The organism is Streptomyces sp. bgisy027 (assembly GCF_057710365.1).
Map to the genome: position 1 here is coordinate 51,108 of NZ_JBYIVZ010000052.1, position 21,101 is coordinate 72,208.

Consider the following 21,101-nt stretch of genomic DNA (forward strand, 5'->3'; position numbering starts at 1 on the left):
GAGATTCGGGTGTCCTGAGATGAAGAATCTGTGTACTCGCCTGTCGCCTCTGGTCATCCGCGGCCGATGGCGCCGATGAACGAACCGATCCGAAACCGCGTCTTGGCTCACATGGTCCCTGCCGAACTCACCCGTACCAGACCCGCGCCCCCGGCGTCCGAAGCCGGGCAGTCGCTCCCGGGCACCCTGTGGCACCGCCACAGGGTGCCGTTGCTCGCCACGCTCCCGGCGCTCCCCCTGTACGCGCTCTGGTGGGCGTTCCTCGCCACCGGCGGCGGAGACCTCGCGGCGCAGTACGCCTGGGCCGGCTTCGCGGCCCGGCACGGTGATTCCGCTTACAACCTTTTCTGGTACGGAGGCACTCACACCGCCAACTACAGTCTCATATCCCCCTACTTGATGGCCGCCCTCGGTGTGCGGGCCCTCACCGTCGTCTCCGGCATCGCAGCCACCTGGCTCGCGGCCGTCCTCATGGAGCGCGCGGGCCTGCGAAGACCCCTGGGCCCGGCCCTGCTCGCGTCGTTCGCCCTGTGGTGCAACGTGGCCTCCGGCCGCACCACCTTCGCCCTCGGCGTCGCCTTCGGGCTCGCCGCGTGCCTGATGCTCACCCACGACCGGCGGATCGTCCTCGCCGCCGCCTACGCCGCCCTCTCGACCATGGCCAGCCCCGTGGCCGGGCTGTTCCTGGTCGTCGTCGGCGCCGCCTTCCTCGTCACCCGCGACTGGCCCCGCGCCCTCGCCCTGCTCCTGCCGCCCGCCCTCACCGTCGGCCTGACCACCCTGCTGTTCCCCTTCAAGGGCGAGCAGCTGATGTTCGCCGGACGCATATGGCCGCCGTTCCTCCTCGGCCTGGCCGTCACCTTCCTCGCCCCGCGCTCCTGGCGCGTCGCCCGCATCAGCGGTGCCGTGTACGCGGCGGGGACCGTCCTGACGTATCTCATCGCCTCCCCCATAGGCACCAACGTCGAGCGCTTCGCCGAGCTGTTCGCGCCCGCCGCGCTCCTCGCCGTCCTGCTCGCCCAGCCGCAGCTCGCGAAGGTCCGCCGGAACCTGCTGGTCACCGCCCTGGTCCTGTCCGTCGCCTGGGTGGGCAAGAAGACCGCCGACGACCTGTACGTCTCCACCACCGTGCCGGCCTGGGCCGCCGAGACCCACGGCGTGGTCCGCGCCCTGGACCGCCTCGGCGCCGACCGCACCCGCGTCGAGGTCGTCCCCGCCCGCAACCACCGCGAGGCCAGCGGACTCGCCCCGCACGTGAACATGGCCCGCGGCTGGAACCGCCAGCTGGACATGGAGCGGGCCCGGCTGTTCTACGACGGGTCCTTCTCGGCCGCCACCTACCGGGCATGGCTGGACCGCTGGGCCGTCGGGTTCGTGGTGCTGCCGCTGGGCAAGCCCGACGGGTACGCCGAGGCCGAGGCACAGCTCGTGCGCGAGAACCGGCCCGAGTGGCTGGAGCCGGTGTGGCAGGACGCCCACTGGAAGGTGTTCAAGGTGCGCGACGCGCAGCCGCTGGTGAGCGGGCCGGCGACCGTGGAGTCGACGTCCAGCGCCGACGTCGTCGTCCGCATGTCCCGGGCGGGCAGCGCCATCGTGCGCATCGCCTACTCGCAGTGGCTGCGCACCGACGGCGGCGGGTGTCTGAAACCGCAGGGCGAGTTCACCCGGCTCACCGTGTCCGCGCCCGGCGCGTACCGGATCAGCTCGGAGTACGGTCCTTCACCGGAGCCCGGGAGTCGCTGCTGACCTGCTCGGCCCGCGCCGTCACCGCCTTGGCTCGCGGGCCCTGGAACAGGTACGTCACCGCGAAGCCGGCGCCCACCACGGCCGCGCCGCCGACCGCGTCCAGCACCCAGTGGTTGCCGGTGACGACGATCGCGGTGACCGTGAACAGCGGGTGCAGCAGGCCGAGGGCCTTCATCCACCAGCGCGGGGCGAGGATCAGGACGACCAGGCCGCACCACAGGGACCAGCCGAAGTGCAGCGAGGGCATCGCCGCGTACTGGTTGGTGAGCTCGGTCAGGGTGCCGTAGTCGGGCTGGGTGAAGTCCTGCGGGCCGTGGACGGTGTCGATGAAGCCGAGGCCGGGCATCAGACGCGGCGGGGCGAGCGGGTAGAGCCAGAAGCCGATCAGGGCGAAGACGGTGGCGAAGCCGATCGCGGTGCGGGCCCAGCGGTAGTCGACGGGGCGGCGCCAGTACAGGACGGCGAGGATCGCCAGCGGGACGCCGAAGTGGAACGACTCGTAGTAGAAGTCGAAGAAGCTTCGCAGCCAGTCGACCTGCACGACCGCGTGGTTGGCCCAGTGCTCGATGTCGATGCCCAGGGCGCGTTCGACGGAGTGGATCTCCTCGCCGTGCTCCTCGGCGGTGACCCGGCCGGCCGCGTTGGAGCCACCGGCCGCGGCCAGCCGGATCTGGGCGTAGGCGTAGTAGGTGACCCGGATCAGCAGCAGCTCGAAGAGCAGGTTCGGGCGGCTGATCACCCGGCGCAGGAACGGCACCAGCGGGATGTGCCGGAAACGGGAGGGGACCTTGTCCGCGTACCGGGTCGGGATCGGGGTCTGCCAGTACGGCGAGGTGCGCGACAGGAACGGCACGACGGCCGCCGTCGCGATGGCGGCGAGCAGCACGAGGTCGGCGCGCAGCGGATGCAGGATCAGCTTGTCCGGCACCATCATCTTCGCCGGCAGGGTCATCACCAGCACGATGGCGACCGGCCAGACGTACCGGTCGGAGGCCCGTCTGCCGACCTGGCCGACGACCGCCAGCAGCACCCACAGCAGCTGGTGCTGCCAGGCGGTGGGCGACACGACGATCGCCGCGCAGCCGGTGACGGCCACGGCGAGCAGGAGCTGCCCGTCGCGGGCGTAGCGCACGGCACGGCGTACCGCGAGGGCGGCGACGGCGGCGCCCAGCAGCAGGAAGAGGACGATCTCCAGGGGCCCGGCCGGCCCGAGCCGCAGCAGGGCGCCGTGCAGGGACTGGTTGCCGAGGTCGTCGGCACGGCCGCCGAGGCCCACGCCCGCCATGTGGTGCACCCAGTACGTGTACGAGTCGCTCGGCAGCGCCACCCAGGCGATCGCCGTGCACGCGGCGAACGTGGCGCCCGCGGAGAGCGCGGCACGGCGACGGCCGGTGAACCACAGCAGCGGGGTGAACAGCAGCAGGGTCGGCTGGAGGGCGGCGGCGACGCCGATGAGCACGCCGCCGGCCCGCTCGCCGCGCACGGCGAAGCAGCCGAGCAGGACCAGCAGGACCGGCATGATGCTGGTCTGGCCGAGGTAGAGCGTGTTGCGCACCGGCAGCGACAGCATCAGCAGGCTGATCGCGACGGGCGCGGCGAGCAGGGAGGTGCGCCGGCTGACCGGCTGCGGCAGGGCGCGGGCGGCGACCAGGCCGAGGGCGACGACGAGCAGCAGGGTGCCGAAGGTCCAGCCCCAGCCGAGGGCCTGCTCGGCGGCGCGGGTGAGCGGTTTCAGGACAAGTCCGCCGAACGGGGTACCGGTGAACTGCGTCGAGTCGTAGAGCGAACCCTTCACGTGCAGGACGCCGTCCGGTCCGACCCAGGTCTCCAGATCCGTCAGCCGCTCCCCGCGCGGCGTGCCGAGGACGACGGCGACCTCCCGTACGGCGAGGATCGCGACGATCAGCCACAGGCCGAGCCGCGCCACGCGTACGCGCGCCTGGACCGCGCCGACGGCCGTCGCTCCGATGGCCTCCGGTCGCCCACCATGATCCGCATTCGCCACGCCTCGTCGGCCTCCCGCCCCGATTCGTCCCACGCGTCCCATGCGTCAAGATCCTTACGAACCCAGTGGGGCTCGCACCACCCCGGGGAGAGACGCAGGCAACCCCCGATTCACCTGACGTCCGCTCTCCTTTTGTCCGGATGACGATAGTCGGAGCGGGATTCGGATGCCTCCGCTGGGCGCGGCGTGGCTCACACCGGGCGGGCCCGGCCGCGCAGCCGGATCGTCCGCCGTACCGTCTGAAGCCCTGCCGCCGGCGGGGCTTCAGGGGCCGGCCGGTACCGAGGGGGCTGGACGCGATGGCGGAATCACTGCGGCGAGGGGCACGAAGGCGGGCTCTGGCCGTCGTCCTGACGCTGCCGGCCCGCCGGCTCGGCCGGCTCGTGGCGCCCGCGTGGGCGTGCGGCTGCGGCTGCGGCTGCGGCTGCGGCTGCGGCTGCGGCTGCGGCGCCATGGTGCCCGGCGACGCTCGCCGGGTGGCCGTCGCGGCCGGGAGGAGTCCTTGGTCCGCTGGGACGGGGCACGGGAGCAGGTCGTGATGCGCCTGACCGTCGACGGGGACGCCGAGCGCGTCGCGTGGATCATGCCGGTGCCGGGACGGGCGACGGTCCGCCTCGGCGACCCGGAGCTGTTCGACGAGCCGCACGGCGTCACCGCCCCCGTGCACCGCACGCGGTACCACTTCTGGCCGCAGGACGGCGACTGGCCCCTGGTGGCCGGCGACGACACCGCGGGCGCCCCGCCACCCCCCGGCGCCGGACCGCCGGTGGGCGTGGTGGGCCGGCAGCGGCTCGGCCCCTTCGAGGTGGCCCGGCTGACGGCCACCGACCCGGCCGCGCTGGACGGCCGGCTCGACACCAACGGCTTCGCCCTGCCGCCCCGCCTGGCCGGCGCCCTTCGGCCGTACGTCGACCGGCGCTGGGAGTACGTCGCCGTGAAGCCGGCCCCGCGGACCGGCGGGAGGGCCCTCACCGGCGCTCTGGACCCGCTGCACCTGGCCTTCCGCACCGACGAGCCGGTCTCCCCGATGCGCCTGTCGCGGCCGGCCGCCACTCCGCGGTCCCTGGGCCTGTACGTGCTCGCCGGGCACCGCAGGGAACCGGCCGCCCGGATCGGCGGCGAACGCCCCCGGGTCACGTACGCCGGACGGGTGACGGCACGGACCGGGCCGCCAGGGAGCCGGCGGCGGGTATGCCGTTCCTGACGGCGATCGGGCAGGAGTTCCCGTCCCCCGAGCGCATCTCCGGCGACCACGTGCTGCGCCGGGCGGCGGCCGACGGCGTCCGGCAAGCGATCCACGAGGACCGGCGGCGCACGCCGGCCGGCATCCCCCTGTGGCCGCTGACGGTGACCACTGCCCTCGCCGCGGCGCTCGCGACGGCGGCCGTGTTCGCCGTACGACACACCCGGCCCCGCCTCCCCGACGTGTCACGGCCATCTGCGCCGACCGGCTGAATCCACCATCCTGGAATTCCGGACTCCGCACCGGGGAGAGATCGTCGGTAGTGCCACTCAGTGCTTTCCAACCGGCCATACGAAAGGCAAGGCGATGAGCGAGTCGCAGGTCTGGGACGACGTCGACGAGTACTTCTCCGCCCAGCTCTCACCCGACGACGAGATCCTCCGGGCGGCCCTGCGTGACAGTGAGGCCGCCGGACTGCCGGCCATCAGCGTCACCGCGACACAGGGCAAGCTGCTTCACCTCCTCGCTCAGATCCAGGGCGCCCGCAACATCCTGGAGATCGGCACCCTCGGCGGCTACAGCACCATCTGGATGGCCCGCGCCCTGCCCGCCGACGGTCGCCTGATCTCGCTGGAGTACAGCGCCAAGTACGCCGAGGTCGCCTCCCGCAACATCGCGCGGGCCGGCCTGGACAAGATCGTCGAGGTCCGGGTCGGCCCCGCCCTGGAGTCCCTGCCGAAGCTGGCCGACGAGAACCCGGCCCCCTTCGACCTGGTCTTCATCGACGCCGACAAGGCCAACAACCCGCACTACGTCGACTGGGCGCTGCGGCTGACGAGCACGGGCAGCCTGATCGTCGTCGACAACGTGGTGCGCGGCGGCCGGGTCGTGGAGTCCGACAGCGACGCGCCGGACGTGCGGGGCACCCGCGCCGCCATCGAACTGATCGGCAGCCACCCGAGGTTGAGCGGCACGGCGATCCAGACGGTGGGCGGCAAGGGCTACGACGGCTTCGCGCTGGCGCGGGTGCTGGCTTAGGGCCTGTCCGGGCTCAGGCCTCCTGGTAGAAGCCGACGTTGACACTGCGGGGGGCGGTGCGGTCGTGGATGACGATCTCGCCGCTGCCGCCCCTCGGCAGCGGCACGGTGCCGCCGTACGCGATCGGCTGGGCGTACTCCCCCACGGTCAGCCGCACCTCGGACGACGGTTCGGGCTGCGAGCCGCGCAGCCAGCTCACCTGCCACCCACCGTCCGGTCCGCACAGGAACTCCAGGTGCACCCGGGACACGAACAGCCAGTCGTCCGGCGTCGAGAGCCGGCAGACCTGCTTGTCGCGGCCCACCCGCAGCACGGCGCCCGGCTCGCTGGGCGCGTCGGCCATGAGCATGCCGGCCGTGGCACCCTCGTCCGCCGCGGACACGGCGGCCATGGTGAGTTCGAGCACGAGCGCCCCTCCTGAAACGTCCACTACGACGGCCGTTTTGGCCGCCGACGCCGCATGATAAATCGCCCGGCACCGCCGCGTCCGGCACAATGAACTCATGACCGAGCGAAAGCCCCCCGGTGTCCCGTTCGAGTCCTGGGTCGACAAGCAGATTCACGACGCGCAGGTACGCGGCGACTTCGACAGGCTGCCCGGCAGGGGCGAACCGCTGCCGAACGACCTGGAAGCGCCGTACGACGAACTGTGGTGGGTCAAACGCAAGATGGCCCGCGAGGGCCTGTCGGTCCTGCCCCCCGCCCTGGCCCTGCGCAAGGAGGCGGAGGACGCGCTGACGGCGGCGTACGCGGCTCCGTCGGAGCGGGCGGTCCGGAAGATCATCACGGACGTCAACGCCAAGATCCGCGACATGCTGCTGAAGCCGCCGCCCGGCCCTCCCCTGGGCCGCAGACCGTACGACGTCGAAGAGGTCGTACGGCAGTGGCGGGAGCGCCGGGCGACGGCCGGGTCAGATGTGTAGCAGCCGTTCCGCCAGCTCGCGGTAGTCGCGCAGGGCGATCCGGAGCTGCTCGGTGTCGGCCTTCTCCTCGGTGTCCTGCCAGGACGTGCGCAGGGTGCGACGACGCTCGCGGACGGTCTCGGCGAACCGGGCCACGATGGCCTCGACCACCTGATCCGCCTCCTCGACGGCGGCCCGGGGACCGTCGACGAATCCGGAGACGGCGTGCTGGAGCCGGAGCTCGAACTTGTCGGACTCGTCGTTCGGAACGAGCGGAACACCCGCACGCTCGCTCTTCACGGTGCCTGCGCGCGGCGGCGTGCCGCCAGGGGCCGCACCGCCGGTGGGCGCGAGCGCGGGCCCGCTCCCGACCGGGTCCCTGCCGGTCGTGGCGTCGGTCATGTCACTCAACTCCCCTTCGCCTGACGTCCCGTGAACGACCACGGCATATGGCCGGTGCTCCTGCGGGCCTCGTGGGACTCGCGGTGCCGCTCCACGGGGGCCGCCACCAGTTCCTCGAACAGCGCGCGGGCCTCGACCATGGCCTCGCGCAACTCCTCCGTGCCCGACCCGCCCTCGATCCGGGCACGGGCGGCACGGTGCACCCGGCGGTAGCCGTCCACGCGGTTCGCGTGGTGCACGGACAGCGCGGAGAGCTGCTCCTCGTACTGGGCGCCGTCCGGATACCCCCGCGCCTGCGCCAGATCCGCGAGCAGCCGGTCCGCCTCGCCCACGGCGTCCTTCGGCGAGTCGACGAAGCGCTCCTGGGCCGCCGTCCAGCGAGCCTCGTAACGCTCGGCCTCGGTCGTCTCCAGCGTCCGCTCCCGCAGCCCTCCGTGCCGCTCCACCCGCTGGGCGAGTTCACGTTCGGCGGCCTTGGCGTCCCCGTCGTGCCGGGCCACGGTCCGCTCGTACTCGGGCCCGAAGCGCCGCTTCAGGCTCCGACCCCCCTGTGGGCCGCGAGTCCTCAGGGCCATGACGGTCACGCCGAGCACGACGACCGCCGCAATCACGATCAGAATGATCACACCTGTTGACATACGTGGCGAGTTGCCCGCAAAGGGCTCCTCAAACTGCTGCCGACGGCGTGTCGATTCAACGGTTCCCCGATCGACGTCATGGTGAGAGCCACTGAAATGCACAACCGGCACAGGAAGGAATCGCCATGTCACTGGTCCGAGTCCACAACTTCACCATCTCCCTCGACGGCTTCGGCACCGGCGAGGGCCTGAGCCTCGACGCTCCCTTCGGGCACGCCGGCGAACGGCTGCACGAGTGGATGTTCGCCACCCGCTGGTGGCGCGAGCGGACCGGCGAGCCCGGCGGCAACGGCGGCGTCGACGACGTCTTCGCACGGCAGTTCATGCCCGGCATCGGCGCCGAGATCATGGGCGCCGGAAAGTTCGGCTACCCCGGCTGGCACGAGAACCCCGACTGGAAGGGCTGGTGGGGCCCCAATCCGCCCTTCCACACCCCGACGTTCATCGCCACCCGGCACACGCGCCCGTCGATCGAGATGGAGGGCGGCACGACGTTCCACTTCCTGAACGCCTCCCCCGCCGAGGTCCTCGCGGCGGCCCGCAAGGCGGCGGGCGACCAGGACATCCGCATCGGCGGCGGAGTGAGGGTCCTGCGCGACTTCCTCTCCGCCCGCCTCGTCGACCACGCGCACATCGTGGTGGCCCCCGTCCTCCTCAATCGAGGCCAACGCCTCTGGGACGGCCTGGAGGGCCTCGAACACGACTACGGGATCGAGTCCATCGCCTCCCCCAGCGGAGTAACCCACCTGACGCTCACGCTCAGGAACCGAACGATCTGACGGCACCCGCGGACCATGGGGGCTGTTCGCGCAGTTCCCCGCGCCCCTGAAGGCGGGGCGTTGCAGCGGACCCGCGCCGAGCCGTGACCGCCGCCGTCGCAACCCGTTCGCGCAGTTCCCCGCGCCCCTGAAAGACAGGGCGTTGCAGCAGGCCCGCGCCAAGCCGTGACCCCAACCGCCCCAACCGCTCGCGCAGTTCCCCGCGCCCCTGGGGCGTCGCAGTCGCCCACGGCGGCAAGGGGACGTGCCGGGGGGGTGTCCGCCCGCAGCGGCGGGCGTCAAGAAGCAGCACCCTCCTTCATGCCGGGCAACCGCCCGACCGAGGACGGACACCCCCCGGCACGGCCCCGACCCACAACGAACCCGCACGCGCTACCCGCACCCCCCACCCGGCGCGACGGGCCGCCGCAGGCATCACCGCGCCCCACCGCCGGAGGCACCCGGCTGCTCCCGCTCCGCCCCACACAACTCCCCATTCAGCTCCTTCACCAACTGCACCAGATCCGTAGGCCGCTCCGGCCCCCACCAGTCCCCCAGCAACTCCGCCAACGACTCCTCCCGAACCCGGGCCAGCCGCTCAGCCACCGCCCGCCCCTTCTCACTGAGCACCAGATCCACCCCCTCCCGGACAGCCAACCCCCGCCCCTCCACCTGCCGAGCCGCATCCAGAATCACCGGCAACGGCACAGTGCTCTTCTCCGCCAGCACCCCCGGCTCCACCCACCCGTACCTCTTGATCCGCAGCAACAACCAACTCGCGGCCGGCAACAGGTCGTACCCCGCCCGCTCCGTGATCGTCCGGTACACCTCCCGCCGCCCCTCCCGAGTCCCCAGCACCGACAACGTCCGGCACACCTCGTCGTACGACGACCGCTCCACGGGATTACTGGCCAACGTCTCCGTGACATCGGGCGCCGTCACCGACCCCCGCAGCTTGTCCTCCCGCAGGAACCACGCCAGCACGAACCCGACCACCGCGACCGGCGCCGCGTACAGAAAGACATCCGTGATCGAGGACGCGTACGCCTGCAACGCCTCCGGCCGCAGCGCACTCGGCAACTCCGCGATCCCGCGCGGATCCGCCTCCAGCCCCTCCAGCGAGACCCCCTCCGGCAGCCGCACCCCCCGATACGCCTCCACGAGCTTGTCGTCCAGCCGGTTCGCAAAGATCGTCCCGAAGATCGCGACCCCGAACGACGCCCCGATCGACCGGAAGAACGTCGCCCCGGAGGTCGCGACGCCGAGGTCCTTGTACGGCACGGCGTTCTGCACGATCAGCACGAGCACCTGCATGACCAGCCCGAGCCCCAGCCCGAACACGAAGAAGTAGACGCTCATCGCCCAGGTGGAACTGTCCACCTCCAGCTGATGGAGCAGCAGAAGCCCGACCACCGTCACCCCGGTACCGGTGATCGGGAACACCTTCCAGCGCCCGGTACGGCTGACGATCTGCCCGGACCCGGTGGACGCCAGCAGCATGCCCACGACCATCGGCAGCATGTGCACCCCGGACAGGGTCGGGCTGATGCCCTGCACGACCTGAAGGAACGTCGGCAGATAGGTCATCGCGCCGAACATGGCGAACCCGACGATGAAGCTGATGACCGCGGACAGCGTGAAGGTCCGCACCCGGAACAACCGCAGCGGCAGCACAGGCTCGGCTGCCGTCCGCTCCACCACCACGAACGCGGCGGCGAGCACCAGCCCCAGCAGCGCCAGTCCGACGATCTGCACCGACCCCCACGCCCAGGTCGTCCCACCCAGAGAGGCCACCAGCACCAGACACGTGGCGACGGACGCGATGAGGAACGTACCGAGGTAGTCGATGACATGACGGGTCGCCTTGTGCGGGATCCGCAGCACGGCGGCGATGACGACCAGCGCGACGACCCCGACGGGCAGGTTGATGTAGAACACCCACCGCCAGCTCAGATGCTCGGTGAAGACCCCGCCGAGCAGCGGCCCGAGCACACTGCTCGCCCCGAACACGGCACCGAACAGCCCTTGGTACCGCCCTCGTTCACGCGGCGGCACGATGTCCCCGACGATCGCCATGGACAGCACCATCAGCCCGCCGCCCCCGACACCCTGGACGGCCCGGAAGGCGATGAGCTGAGCCATGTCCTGCGCCATGCCGCACAGGGCGGACCCGACGAGAAAGATCACGATCGCGATCTGGAACAGCCGTTTCCGCCCGTACTGGTCACCGAGTTTGCCCCACAGCGGTGTGGCGGCCGTGGACGCGAGCAGATACGCCGTCACCACCCACGACAGATGCTCGAGTCCTCCGAGGTCGCTGACGATGGTGGGCAGCGCGGTGGACACGATCGTCTGGTCGAGCGCGGCGAGCAGCATCCCGAGGAGCAGCGCGCCGATGGACACGAGGACGTTACGGGGCACGTTCTCGTGCGCCGCGGCGCGCCGTTCCGGGGGCTGCGCGTCACGCACATTTCCCGTCATACCGTGCGCGTCCCCGGCCATGAAGACCTCCCGAAGGTCTCGTTACCCCCTCCATCGTGATCGCTGTGCCCCGTTATGGCCTGTCGAGTCCCATTGGAATCGTCCCTTCCGGGGGCTTGGGGAGAGAGCGTGAGGAACGTCTGCATAATCTGGGGAGTTCGCGAGGGAGGGACGAACGCGTGACAGAGCCGAGGGGCACCGGAGGCGCCGGGGATCCACAGGATCCGGGTAGCCCGAACGGTCACCTTTGCCCGGAGTGCGGTACGCCAAGAGCGGCCGACAACACCCCGTCGTGCGGCTGCGGCGAGCGCGCGTCCGAGGCTCTCAGAGACGCCCGTACGGCGGAGGCGGCAGCGGCGGGGGACTTCGATCCGCTGCGCATTCGGCCATACGTGGAGCTGGAGGGCGCCAACGCCGCCGAAACCATGCAGCTGCGCCAGGTGGACCCGCAGCAGCCGGCGCCACCCGCGCCCCCGGCCACCGAGAACGCCCAGACCCTCGCCACCCCGCTGGCGTCCGGGGCCACGACCCCGAGCGCCCAGGACCTGAGCCTGTTCGAGCCGACGCCGACGCCGACGCCGACGACGGCTCCGGCCCTCGCCGACGAGGCCGATTGGGACGACTCACTTACCGCAACCCCCCGGCCCCGGCACCGCCGCACGATCCTGCTGGGCGCGGGCGGAGCGCTCGTGGTGGTGATGACGGCGGCAGGCCTGGCGAGCGGCATGTTCACCTATGACGCACCGTCCCGGAAGACGGCGCTGCCGCGCGACGTACGGGCGAGCGTCCCGGCACCGGCTACCGGCGAGTCCGAGACGACGTCCGCCCCGGCCGAAACGGCGGCCGGTTCGACTCCGCCGCCGGAGTCCCCCTCTCCGACGGAGAGCCCGACCGAGTCCCCCTCCCCCACCCGATCGACGTCGTCGCCGACCGCCACCCCGTCGACGGAGCCGACGCCGTCCCCGTCCACCACGAAGGCGGCGACCGGCCCCGACGAGGAGTCCCCCGCCGCCCGCTGGCCCACGCCCCCGGTCCTGAGCCGTGGCGACCGGGGCCCCGAGGTCACCGAACTCGAACTCCGCCTCACCCAGCTCGGCCTGTACACGCGACAGGCGAGGGGGAACTACAACGAGGGTGTGGAGGACGCGGTCGTCCGGTACCAGTGGGCGCGGGGGATCCAGCCGGACGACTACGGGGTCTACGACCTGGAGACCAGGGAGCGGCTGGAATCGGAAACGACGGAACCGTGACGCTGCGCCGGCCCCACGGGGTGGAGCCCGGGGCCTGAGGTCCGTCGGCGGGTGCGGCCACGGCGGTGGCTGGTCGCGCAGTTCCCCGCGCCCCTGAAGGTCGGCCTCACAGCCGATCCTGAGGCGCAGCCCCCAGCGCATCCGGGAGCCGGCCCGGCCACCGCCAATCCAGAGGCGCAGCCCCCAGCGCATCCGGGAATCGGCCCGGCCACCGCCAATCCTCAGGCGCAGCCCCCAGCGCATCCGGGAATCGGCCTCACGGCCGCCGACTTCAGGGGCGCGGGGAACTGCGCGAACGCCCCCCGCCGGCCCGCACCCGCCGACGGACCGTCCTCCCCACCCCCTCAGGCGATGACGAGCCGGACCCCGCCCCCGTCCACCGCCTCGACCCGAACCTGCCGCAGATCCCTCACCAGCACATCCGGCCCGTGGAACCCGGCCCGAGCGCCGACCCCCACAACCCGCATCCCCGCGGACCGCCCCGCCTCGATGCCGGCCCCGGAGTCCTCGAACACGACACAGTCCGCCGGCGCGACCCCCAGCTCGGCGGCTCCCTTCAGAAAGCCCTCGGGGTCGGGCTTGCTCGCCCCGACCGACTCCGCGGTCACCCGCACATCCGGCAGTTCCAGCCCGGCCGCGGCCATCCGCGCCGTGGACAGCGCGACATCGGCCGAGGTCACCAGCGCGTGCGGCAGCCCCCGCAGCGAGGCCAGGAACTCCGGCGCCCCCGGAATCGGCACGACGCCGTCGACGTCCGCCGTCTCCTCGGCGAGCATGCGCGCGTTGTCCGCGTGGTTCTGCTCCATCGGCCGGTCGGGCAGCAGCAGCGCCATCGAGGCGTACCCCTGACGCCCGTGCACGACCTTCATCACCTCGTCGCCGTCCAGCCCGTGCCGATCGGCCCAGCGACGCCAGATCCGCTCCACGACGGCGTCCGAGTTGACGAGGGTGCCGTCCATGTCGAGCAGGAGGGCACGAGCGGTGATCACGGTGGACTCGGTGGGCGCGGCGGTGGCCGTCATCGGCAACTCCAAGGCGAGGGGCGCGGGGGTACGGGGGTGGCCCCCGGAGGGACAAGGTGGCCCCGCCCGCCGGTCAGGGAAAACGGGCGGGAACCACTTTGTTCCCCTACGGTACAAAACCGGGCCCCGATCGCGCCACCGCCTCCGGAAACCGTTCACCCACAGTTCAGCTCCGGCCGGCCGCCGGCTCAGCCGGCGATGGCCTCGTACAGGCTCCAGACACCCAGGGTCAGCATCACGAGCGCCGCCACCTTGGTGATCAGCTTCAGCGGCACCCGCTTCATCAGGGCCCTGCCGCCGACGATGCCGATCCCGGCCACGGCCCACAGCGCCAGCACCGCGCCGATGCCCACGGACAGCGGATCGTCGTAGCGCGCCGCGAGGTTCGCCGTCATGATCTGCGTCAGATCACCGAACTCGGCGACCAGGATGAGCATGAAACCGGCCCCGGACACCTTCCAGAAGGACTGGTTCTCCGGCTTGCGGATCTCTTCCTCGTCCTCGTCCTTCTTCATGAGCAGCACGGCCGCGCCGCCGAGGAAGAGCACACCGGTGAGCGCGTGCAGGATCTGCTGCGGCAGCAGGGTCAGCACACTGCCGGCCGCCACGGCCAGCGCGACGTGCACCGCGAACGCGGCGGCGACGCCCGCGAAGACGTACGAGGCGCGATAGCGCGTACCGAGGACGAGCCCGGCGAGCGCGGTCTTGTCGGGCAGTTCGGCGAGGAAGACGACGCCGAAGACGACCGCCGTCACGGTGAAGCTGATCAAGGTTCCTCAATCGGTCGGGCTGCCCCACCGAGAGCGATGTCACTGCGCTACGACACCTCGGCACGGCAGCACACTGAGCACCCGTGCCGTACGACACGGGCGTGCACTGCTTGCCGAAGGTCTCGCCGACCGACCTCGTGGCCGAGGTCCGCCTCCGGGCGCCGGCTCAGACGAGCTGAGCAGTATGTCGACGGTCCGGCGAAGAGCTACTCCCCTTCTGCGCCACCCATCGTACGCGACGGAGTCGAACGGACCAGCGACCGATTCACAGGAAGAAAGTCACAGCCTCAACCTTGTCGTGTCATGAACACGTCACTAATTTCTAACCGGACGCACATCTCCCCGCAATGCGGCGCGGCGAGCATTCCCACGCTCGCTCGCCAACACCCCCACCCCTCAAGGGAGTTCGCATGTCGAAGTTCTACGCGCGTCGACGGGTCAGCATACTCGCGGCCCTCAGCGGCCTCATAGCCTCCGTCGCACTTTTCAACGCTCCGACCGCCTCCGCAGCGCTCCCCACCCCCGTCAGCGCCGCCACCGCCCGCACCTACCTCGCCTCGCTCACCGTGGCCGCCGAGGACCGCACGGGCTACGACCGCGACCTGTTCCCGCACTGGATCACCCAGTCCGGCGCCTGCAACACCCGCGAGGTCGTCCTCAAGCGCGACGGCACGAACGTCGTCCAGAACTCCTCCTGTGCCGCCACGAGCGGCAGCTGGTACTCCGTCTACGACGGCGCCACCTGGTCCGCCGCCTCCGACGTCGACATCGACCACCTCGTCCCGCTGGCCGAGGCCTGGGACTCCGGCGCCGACAGCTGGACCACCTCCCGGCGCCAGTCCTTCGCCAACGACCTGACCCGCCCGCAGCTGATCGCCGTCACGGACAACGTGAACCAGGCCAAGGGCGACCAGGACCCGGCCACCTGGATGCCGTCGCGCACCGCGTACCGCTGCACGTACGTCCGCGCCTGGGTGCAGGTGAAGTACTACTACGGCCTCTCGGTCGACTCGGCGGAGAAGTCCGCCCTCACGAACTACCTCGCGAGCTGCTGACGGGAGCACCGCGGCGCAGTACGCCTGTCCTGGCCGGCCCGGACGGCGAGCCGACCGTGAGCCGGCGGAGTTCGGCAAACCGTGATCTGCGGAACCTCCCCGTTCCCCTCCGTCGTTCCGTACCGTACGGGGCGACGGAGGAGGGTATGCCGTGGCCGAACTGCGCCTTGGTCCGCTGCTGAGGTACGTCGACGGCTCGTCCGCGACCGTGTGGGTCGAGGCGAGCCGTCCGTGCACCGTGCAGGTGCGCGGGGCGGACGGCTCCGGCGGCGAGGCACGTTCTTTCCAGGTCGCCGGACATCACTACGCCCTCGTGCCGGTGACCGGCCTCACGGCGGGGACCACGACGCCGTACGAGGTCCTCCTCGACGGCACCGGCGCGTGGCCGCTTCCCGACTCGCCCTTCCCGCCGTCCGTCATCCGCGCCCCGGCCGACAGCGACCCCGTCCGGCTCGCCTTCGGCTCCTGCCGCTGGGCGGCGCCTCCGGCCGACGAGAAGGACCCGGTCGGGCCGGACGCCCTGGACACGCTGGCCGCCCGGATGGCGGCCGACCCGGACGGCGAGCGGCCGGACGTGCTGGTGCTGCTGGGCGACCAGGTGTACGCCGACGAGACCTCCAAGGCGACCAGGCGCTGGCTGGCCGCCCGCCGCGACCTGAGCGAACCGCCGGGCAACGAGGTCGCGGACTACGAGGAGTACACCCACCTCTACTACGAGTCCTGGCTCGACCCGGAGGTGCGCTGGCTGCTGTCGACCGTGCCCAGCTGCATGATCTTCGACGACCACGACGTCATCGACGACTGGAACACCTCCGCCGCCTGGCTCGCCGACATGCGGGCCACCCCGTGGTGGCGCGAGCGTCTGCTGAGCGGGCTGATGTCGTACTGGGTCCACCAGCACCTGGGGAACCTCACCCCGGCAGAGCTGGCCGCCGACCCGCTCTTCGCCGCCGTGTGCGAGGCCCCCGACGGCACCGACGAGCTGCGCTCCTTCGCCTGCAAGGCGGACGCCGACCCGGCCTCGGTCCGCTGGAGCTACCGGCGCGATTTCGGCCGCGTGCGGCTGCTGATGGTGGACACCCGGGCGGCCCGCGTCCTCGACGAGGAGGCCCGGTCCATGCTCGACCCGGGCGAGGCGCGGTGGCTGCGCGAGCAGGCACTGGACTCCCCCGGCTCCTACGACCACCTCCTCATCGGTACGTCGCTGCCGTGGCTGCTGCCGCATCTGGTGCACGACGCCGAGGCGTGGAACGCGGCCCTGTGCCGGGGCGAGCGCGGGGAGCGCTGGGCGCGGTTCGGCGAGGATCTGCGGCGGCGGGCCGACCTGGAGCACTGGGCGGCGTTCCCGTCGTCCTTCGACGCGCTGACGGAGCTGATCGCCGAGGCCGGCTCGGGGCCGCAGGCGCCGGCGACGGTGTGCGTGCTGTCGGGGGACGTGCATCACGCGTACATCGCCGAGCCGTCCTGGCCGGCCGGCACCGGGCCCGACGCCCGTGTCCTGCAGCTGACCTGTTCGCCGGTGCACAACGCCATCCCGCTCGCGATCCGGCTCGGCTTCCGCTTCGGCTGGAGCGGGCTCGCCCGGGTGCTGGGACGGCGGTTCGCGGGGCACGGGGGCTGCCCGAAGCCGCCGATCGACTGGCGCCGGACGGGTGGGCCGTGGTTCGGCAACCAGTTGATGACGCTGACCCTGGGCAGGCGCTCGGCGCGGCTGCGGCTGGAGCAGGCGCGGGGTGCTGCGGGGCTGGACGTGGTGGCGGAGAGGGAACTGACGCGGGGCGGGTGAGCCGTCGCGCCGGAGAGCTCGGGGCTGTCGGTGCGATGGCGGCTGCGGGTTGTCGTGGGTTGCTCGCGCAGTTCCCCGCGCCGCTGAGTCGGCGACTGCGGGCCGTGTGCGGCTGGTCGCGCAGTTCCCCGCACCCCTGAATCGGCGACTGCGGGCCGTGTGCGGCTGGTCGCGCAGTTCCCCGCGCCCCTGGGTCGGCGGCTGCGGGCCGTGTGCGGCTGGTCGCGCAGTTCCCGCGCCCCTGAAGGTCGGCCTCACCGCCACCGACCCAGGGCACACGGGTCTGTGCCCGGTCGCGCATTCCCCGCACCCCTGAATATCGACCTCACCGCCACGACCCGGGGCACGCGGGTCTGTGCCCGGTCGCGCATTCCCCGCACCCCTGGAGATCGGCCTGGCGGCTGCTGGCCCAGGGGCGCGGGGAACTGCGCGAACGGCCTCCACCGGCCCGCGGTCGACGACGAACCCGCAGGCCCGGAAAATCACCTCGGCGTCCGAACTCGCCCCATATTCAAACCGTTCCGACCGCTTGTGACCGGCGTGGCACGTGATGCTCGTGATGCATCCCACACTCACCGACCCCCGGGCTGAGTTCGCCCCGCCGACGACGGCATGATGAGCCGGACCGTCCGCTTCCGCCCGACGGCTCGCCCGCTCCAACGCGCCCCACACGCCCGGGAGTCACCCCTTTGACCGCACCGCCCCCCGCTCCGACCTCGGTATCCGTCGCCCTGGTCGGCGCCGGCCCCCGCGGCACCAGCGTCCTGGAACGCCTCTGCGCCTGCGTTCCCGAACTCCTGCCGCCCGGCGCGCGCCTCACCGTCCATGTGATCGACCCGGCGCCGCCCGGCCCGGGACGGGTGTGGCGTACCGCGCAGTCACCCGAACTGCTGATGAACACGGTGGCCTCGCAGGTCACCCTGTTCACCGACGAGAGCGTCGACTGCTCGGGCCCGATCCGGCCCGGCCCCAGCCTGTACGACTGGGCGGCGGGCGAGCTGGGCCCGGACGAGTACCCGACCCGCGCCCAGTACGGCCGCTACCTGGAGTGGGTGTTCGCGAAGGTCGTGCGCGAGGCACCGCCGACCGTGCGCGTCGAGACGTACGCGGCGCTTGCGGTACGGCTCGACGACGCGCCCGACGGCCGTCAGACCCTCACCCTGGACGACGGGCGCGTCGTGTCCGGCCTGTCCGCCGTGGTGCTGGCGCAGGGCCACCTCCCGACGGCCGCCGGCACTGCCCAGCGCCACCTCGCCGCCCACGCCGAGCGGCACGGCCTGCGGTACGTGGCGCCCGCCAACCCGGCCGACGTGGACCTGTCCGCCGTATCCCCCGGCGAACCCGTGCTGTTGCGCGGCCTGGGTCTCAACTTCTTCGATCACATGGCCCTGCTGACGACGGGCCGCGGCGGACGCTTCGTCCGGGACGACGAGGGCCTGCGCTATCTCCCCTCCGGCGACGAGCCGCGCCTGTACGCCGGTTCACGGCGCGGCATCCCGTACCAGGCCCGCGGCGACAACGCGAAAGGACCGTACGGCCGCCATCTCCCGCTCGTGCTGACGCCGGAGGTGATCGCCGGCTTCCGCAAGCGCGCCGACTCCGGCGAGGCGCCGGACTTCCTCGCGGAGATATGGCCGTTGGTGGCGAAGGAGGTGGAAACGGTGTACTACGCGGCGCTGATACCGGGGGCCGGGCGGCCGGAGTTCACCGAGCGCTTCCTGGACGTCCCTCATCGCGACCCCCAAGAGGCTTTGCTGCTGGACGAGTTCGGGATACCCGTGAGTGAGCGCTGGAGCTGGGACCGGGTCTCGCGGCCGTACACGGAGCGCGGCTTCCAGGACCGCGGGCGGTGGCGCGACTGGCTGCTGGCGTATCTGCGCGAGGACGCCGCCCAGGCCGCCCGGGGCAATGTCCACGGCCCGCTGAAGTCGGCCCTGGACGTGCTGCGCGACCTGCGCAACGAACTGCGCCTGATCGTCGACCACGCGGGCCTCACCGGCACCTCGCGCCGGGACCATCTGGACCGCTGGTACACCCCGCTCAACGCCTTCCTGTCCATCGGCCCGCCGCGGCGACGCGTCGAGGAGCTGGTGGCCCTGATGGAGGCGGGCGTGGTGGAGGTGCTCGGGCCGCGGCTGGAGGTGCGCGAGGAGGCGGACGCGTGGGTGGCGCGCTCCCTGGAGGTGCCGGGTTCCGTGGTGCGTACGACGACGCTGGTCGAAGCCCGGCTGCCCGAACCGGACTTGCGCCGCACGGCGGACGAACTGCTCGCCCGGCTGCTGAAGACGGGGCAGTGCCGGCCGCACACGGTCGACGGCTACGAGACCGGCGGGCTGGACGTGACCGCGCGACCGTACCGGCTGATCGACCGTCAGGGGCGCGCGCACGCACGGCGGTTCGCGTTCGGCGTGCCGACGGAGGGGGTGCACTGGGTGACGGCTGCGGGGGCCCGGCCGGGTGTGGATTCGGTCACTCTTTCGGATGCGGATGCGGTGGCCAGGGCGGCACTACGTGCCGTTGTCCCCGGGGCGGAAGGGGATGCCGGGGCGCAGGCGTGGCCAAATGTTGAACTTGCAAGCATCGATTAGGCGAGCCTAACGTGGGGCCACCGTTCACTTTCCGTCCCCAGGCCGGTGCTTACCGGGACCGGCCGCAGCCAGACCGAGGGAGCCCCCCACATGACCGGACGCCTCAACAGCGCCCAGCCGTATGCCATCGGCCTGTTCCGTATCGTCGTCGGCCTGCTCTTCGCCTGTCACGGCGCCAACTCGCTCTTCGGCGCCTTCGGCGGCGAGACCCCGGACACCGGTGCCTGGCCCGCCTGGTACGCCGCGGTGATCGAACTCGTCGGCGGCAGCCTGGTCCTGCTCGGCCTCGGCACCCGTGCCGCGGCGTTCCTGTCCTCCGGCGCGATGGCGTACGCGTACTTCAAGGTCCACCAGCCGCAGGCCCTGTGGCCCATCGAGAACAGCGGCGAAGGCGCCGCCATGTACAGCTGGGCGATGTTCCTGCTGATCTTCACCGGCTCCGGCGCCTTCGGCCTGGACCGGCTGTTCAGCAGGCGCTCCGCGGCACAGAGCAGCACGGCGACCGACCAGACGCCGGTCGCGGCCTGACCCGGTCCCGCTGGACGGCGTCCGCGCCCGCACACCTCGCGGGTACGGGCGCCGTCGCGCGTGCTCTCCGTGTTCGCGCGCCCTCGGCCGGGTGAACATGCTGTGCCGAACACACGAGCACCCGATGGATCTCCTGTCACACCCCCGGCGTACGCTGTATGGCTGTCATAGGCCGCCCCTGCCGCTCCCCCAGGACGTCGCGGCACGGGTCTGGCCACGGGGGTAAACGGGGAGTTGCAGTGCTCGAGGGGATCGAGGACGTGGGCGCGTTGACCGCGGTCCCATGGATCTATGCAGTGGTCGCGGTCTCGGTGCTGCTGGACGTGTTCGTGCCCGTCCTGCCCAGCGGCGTTCTGGTCATCACGGCGGCCACGGCGGCGGCCGCGGGTTCGGGTGCCGCCACCGGGGACGTGCCCGGCGAGGTTCCGGACATCCTGGCCCTGACGCTCTGCGCCGCGACGGCCTCCGTCCTCGGCGACCTGGTCGCCTACCGCCTCGCCCGGCGCGGCGGCGCCCGGCTGGACCGCGCGATCGCCCGCTCCCGTCGGCTGAGCGCGGCGCAGGAACGTCTCGGCGCGGCCCTGACCCGGGGCGGCGGCGCCCTGGTGGTGCTGGCCCGCTTCGCTCCGGCCGGTCGCTCGGTGGTCTCGCTCGGCGCGGGCGCCACCCACCGCCGCGTCCGCGAATTCCTCCCCTGGTCCGCCCTGGCGGGCCTGGCCTGGGCCGTCTACAGCGTGGCCCTCGGCTACTTCGGCGCCCAGTGGCTGGGCGCGACCTGGCTGGCGACGGCGGTCTCGGTGGCGGCGCTGTTCGCGGCGGGGGCGGGGGCGACGTATCTGGTGCGGCGGGAGCCTTCGGCGTAGCGGCGGGAGCCTTCGGCGTGGCGGGGGCGCCCAAGAGCTCGGGGCTTCGGGCCCGACGGCGACTGCGGGTTGTCCGTGGCTGGTCG

At 72.2% G+C, this 21,101-nt stretch carries 19 protein-coding genes; 12 read left to right on the forward strand and 7 right to left on the reverse strand.

Features of this window, described 5'->3' with window-relative positions:
• Positions 1-111 precede the first annotated feature (111 nt).
• Positions 112-1,746, forward strand: coding sequence for a hypothetical protein (locus tag AC3ETA_RS37955; protein WP_432197446.1), 1,635 nt, complete (start codon positions 112-114; stop codon positions 1,744-1,746).
• On the opposite strand, the gene AC3ETA_RS37960 is transcribed toward AC3ETA_RS37955, so the two are convergent.
• Positions 1,700-3,751: a bifunctional glycosyltransferase 87/phosphatase PAP2 family protein gene (locus AC3ETA_RS37960; protein WP_432197447.1), complete on the reverse strand. Its 2,052-nt coding sequence runs from the start codon at positions 3,749-3,751 to the stop codon at positions 1,700-1,702. The two genes, AC3ETA_RS37955 and AC3ETA_RS37960, sit on opposite strands and share 47 nt — an antisense overlap.
• Positions 3,752-4,145: 394 nt before the next feature.
• On the opposite strand from AC3ETA_RS37960, the gene AC3ETA_RS37965 reads away from it, so the two are divergent.
• From AC3ETA_RS37965 to AC3ETA_RS37975, 3 genes are all read left to right on the forward strand, one after another.
• Positions 4,146-4,955 (forward strand): DUF2330 domain-containing protein, encoded by an 810-nt coding sequence (locus AC3ETA_RS37965; protein ID WP_432197448.1) that lies wholly within the window; start codon positions 4,146-4,148, stop codon positions 4,953-4,955.
• A complete protein-coding gene (locus tag AC3ETA_RS37970; protein ID WP_432197449.1) occupies positions 4,943-5,206 on the forward strand; it encodes a hypothetical protein in 264 nt (87 codons plus the stop codon). The genes AC3ETA_RS37965 and AC3ETA_RS37970 overlap by 13 nt, the downstream gene beginning before the upstream one ends.
• A gap of 94 nt (positions 5,207-5,300) precedes the next feature.
• Positions 5,301-5,972 carry an O-methyltransferase gene (locus tag AC3ETA_RS37975; RefSeq protein WP_432197450.1) on the forward strand — a complete coding sequence of 224 codons (672 nt, stop codon included), beginning with the start codon at positions 5,301-5,303 and terminating at the stop codon, positions 5,970-5,972.
• 13 nt (positions 5,973-5,985) lie between these two features.
• Here AC3ETA_RS37975 and AC3ETA_RS37980 read toward each other — a convergent pair whose 3' ends face one another.
• Entirely contained in the window at positions 5,986-6,378 is a 393-nt protein-coding gene (locus AC3ETA_RS37980) for a hypothetical protein (RefSeq protein ID WP_432197451.1), read from the reverse strand.
• A gap of 97 nt (positions 6,379-6,475) precedes the next feature.
• On the opposite strand from AC3ETA_RS37980, the gene AC3ETA_RS37985 reads away from it, so the two are divergent.
• On the forward strand, positions 6,476-6,895 hold the full coding sequence (locus AC3ETA_RS37985; protein ID WP_432197452.1) for a DnaJ family domain-containing protein: 420 nt from the start codon (positions 6,476-6,478) through the stop codon (positions 6,893-6,895).
• On the opposite strand, the gene AC3ETA_RS37990 is transcribed toward AC3ETA_RS37985, so the two are convergent.
• The gene (locus AC3ETA_RS37990) at positions 6,884-7,276 is read right to left on the reverse strand and encodes a hypothetical protein (protein ID WP_432197453.1); all 393 of its coding nucleotides are present in this window, start codon (positions 7,274-7,276) and stop codon (positions 6,884-6,886) included. The two genes, AC3ETA_RS37985 and AC3ETA_RS37990, sit on opposite strands and share 12 nt — an antisense overlap.
• A gap of 5 nt (positions 7,277-7,281) precedes the next feature.
• Positions 7,282-7,914 carry a hypothetical protein gene (locus AC3ETA_RS37995; protein ID WP_432197454.1) on the reverse strand — a complete coding sequence of 211 codons (633 nt, stop codon included), beginning with the start codon at positions 7,912-7,914 and terminating at the stop codon, positions 7,282-7,284.
• Positions 7,915-8,039: 125 nt separating this feature from the next.
• Here AC3ETA_RS37995 and AC3ETA_RS38000 point away from each other — a divergent pair, with 125 nt between their 5' ends.
• The gene (locus AC3ETA_RS38000; RefSeq protein WP_432197455.1) at positions 8,040-8,693 is read left to right on the forward strand and encodes a dihydrofolate reductase family protein; all 654 of its coding nucleotides are present in this window, start codon (positions 8,040-8,042) and stop codon (positions 8,691-8,693) included.
• 414 nt (positions 8,694-9,107) lie between these two features.
• Here the strand turns inward: AC3ETA_RS38000 and AC3ETA_RS38005 are convergent, their stop codons facing one another.
• On the reverse strand, positions 9,108-11,174 hold the full coding sequence (locus AC3ETA_RS38005; protein ID WP_432197456.1) for a DHA2 family efflux MFS transporter permease subunit: 2,067 nt from the start codon (positions 11,172-11,174) through the stop codon (positions 9,108-9,110).
• 371 nt (positions 11,175-11,545) lie between these two features.
• On the opposite strand from AC3ETA_RS38005, the gene AC3ETA_RS38010 reads away from it, so the two are divergent.
• Entirely contained in the window at positions 11,546-12,403 is an 858-nt protein-coding gene (locus tag AC3ETA_RS38010; protein WP_488187656.1) for a peptidoglycan-binding domain-containing protein, read from the forward strand.
• Positions 12,404-12,747: 344 nt separating this feature from the next.
• Here the strand turns inward: AC3ETA_RS38010 and AC3ETA_RS38015 are convergent, their stop codons facing one another.
• A complete protein-coding gene (locus tag AC3ETA_RS38015) occupies positions 12,748-13,425 on the reverse strand; it encodes an HAD family hydrolase (RefSeq protein ID WP_432197458.1) in 678 nt (225 codons plus the stop codon).
• Positions 13,426-13,613: 188 nt separating this feature from the next.
• Entirely contained in the window at positions 13,614-14,195 is a 582-nt protein-coding gene (locus tag AC3ETA_RS38020; RefSeq protein ID WP_432197459.1) for a TMEM165/GDT1 family protein, read from the reverse strand.
• A gap of 410 nt (positions 14,196-14,605) precedes the next feature.
• Here AC3ETA_RS38020 and AC3ETA_RS38025 point away from each other — a divergent pair, with 410 nt between their 5' ends.
• From AC3ETA_RS38025 to AC3ETA_RS38045, 5 genes are all read left to right on the forward strand, one after another.
• The gene (locus AC3ETA_RS38025) at positions 14,606-15,250 is read left to right on the forward strand and encodes an HNH endonuclease family protein (RefSeq protein WP_432197460.1); all 645 of its coding nucleotides are present in this window, start codon (positions 14,606-14,608) and stop codon (positions 15,248-15,250) included.
• Positions 15,251-15,401: 151 nt separating this feature from the next.
• The gene (locus tag AC3ETA_RS38030) at positions 15,402-17,036 is read left to right on the forward strand and encodes an alkaline phosphatase D family protein (RefSeq protein WP_432197461.1); all 1,635 of its coding nucleotides are present in this window, start codon (positions 15,402-15,404) and stop codon (positions 17,034-17,036) included.
• Positions 17,037-17,725: 689 nt separating this feature from the next.
• Positions 17,726-19,624, forward strand: coding sequence for an FAD/NAD(P)-binding protein (locus AC3ETA_RS38035; protein ID WP_432197462.1), 1,899 nt, complete (start codon positions 17,726-17,728; stop codon positions 19,622-19,624).
• A gap of 90 nt (positions 19,625-19,714) precedes the next feature.
• On the forward strand, positions 19,715-20,152 hold the full coding sequence (locus AC3ETA_RS38040; RefSeq protein WP_432197463.1) for a DoxX family protein: 438 nt from the start codon (positions 19,715-19,717) through the stop codon (positions 20,150-20,152).
• Positions 20,153-20,391: 239 nt separating this feature from the next.
• On the forward strand, positions 20,392-21,015 hold the full coding sequence (locus tag AC3ETA_RS38045; RefSeq protein ID WP_432197464.1) for a DedA family protein: 624 nt from the start codon (positions 20,392-20,394) through the stop codon (positions 21,013-21,015).
• The last annotated feature ends 86 nt before the right edge of the window (positions 21,016-21,101 follow it).

Coding starts and splice junctions, on each gene's coding strand:
- AC3ETA_RS37955 (WP_432197446.1), top strand. CDS start 112: ATGGTCCCTGCCGAACTCACCCGTACCAGACCCGCGCCCCCGGCGTCC.
- AC3ETA_RS37970 (WP_432197449.1), top strand. CDS start 4,943: ATGCCGTTCCTGACGGCGATCGGGCAGGAGTTCCCGTCCCCCGAGCGC.
- AC3ETA_RS37975 (WP_432197450.1), top strand. CDS start 5,301: ATGAGCGAGTCGCAGGTCTGGGACGACGTCGACGAGTACTTCTCCGCC.
- AC3ETA_RS37985 (WP_432197452.1), top strand. CDS start 6,476: ATGACCGAGCGAAAGCCCCCCGGTGTCCCGTTCGAGTCCTGGGTCGAC.
- AC3ETA_RS37990 (WP_432197453.1), bottom strand. CDS start 7,276: ATGACCGACGCCACGACCGGCAGGGACCCGGTCGGGAGCGGGCCCGCG.
- AC3ETA_RS37995 (WP_432197454.1), bottom strand. CDS start 7,914: ATGTCAACAGGTGTGATCATTCTGATCGTGATTGCGGCGGTCGTCGTG.
- AC3ETA_RS38000 (WP_432197455.1), top strand. CDS start 8,040: ATGTCACTGGTCCGAGTCCACAACTTCACCATCTCCCTCGACGGCTTC.
- AC3ETA_RS38005 (WP_432197456.1), bottom strand. CDS start 11,174: ATGGCCGGGGACGCGCACGGTATGACGGGAAATGTGCGTGACGCGCAG.
- AC3ETA_RS38015 (WP_432197458.1), bottom strand. CDS start 13,425: ATGACGGCCACCGCCGCGCCCACCGAGTCCACCGTGATCACCGCTCGT.
- AC3ETA_RS38025 (WP_432197460.1), top strand. CDS start 14,606: ATGTCGAAGTTCTACGCGCGTCGACGGGTCAGCATACTCGCGGCCCTC.
- AC3ETA_RS38040 (WP_432197463.1), top strand. CDS start 19,715: ATGACCGGACGCCTCAACAGCGCCCAGCCGTATGCCATCGGCCTGTTC.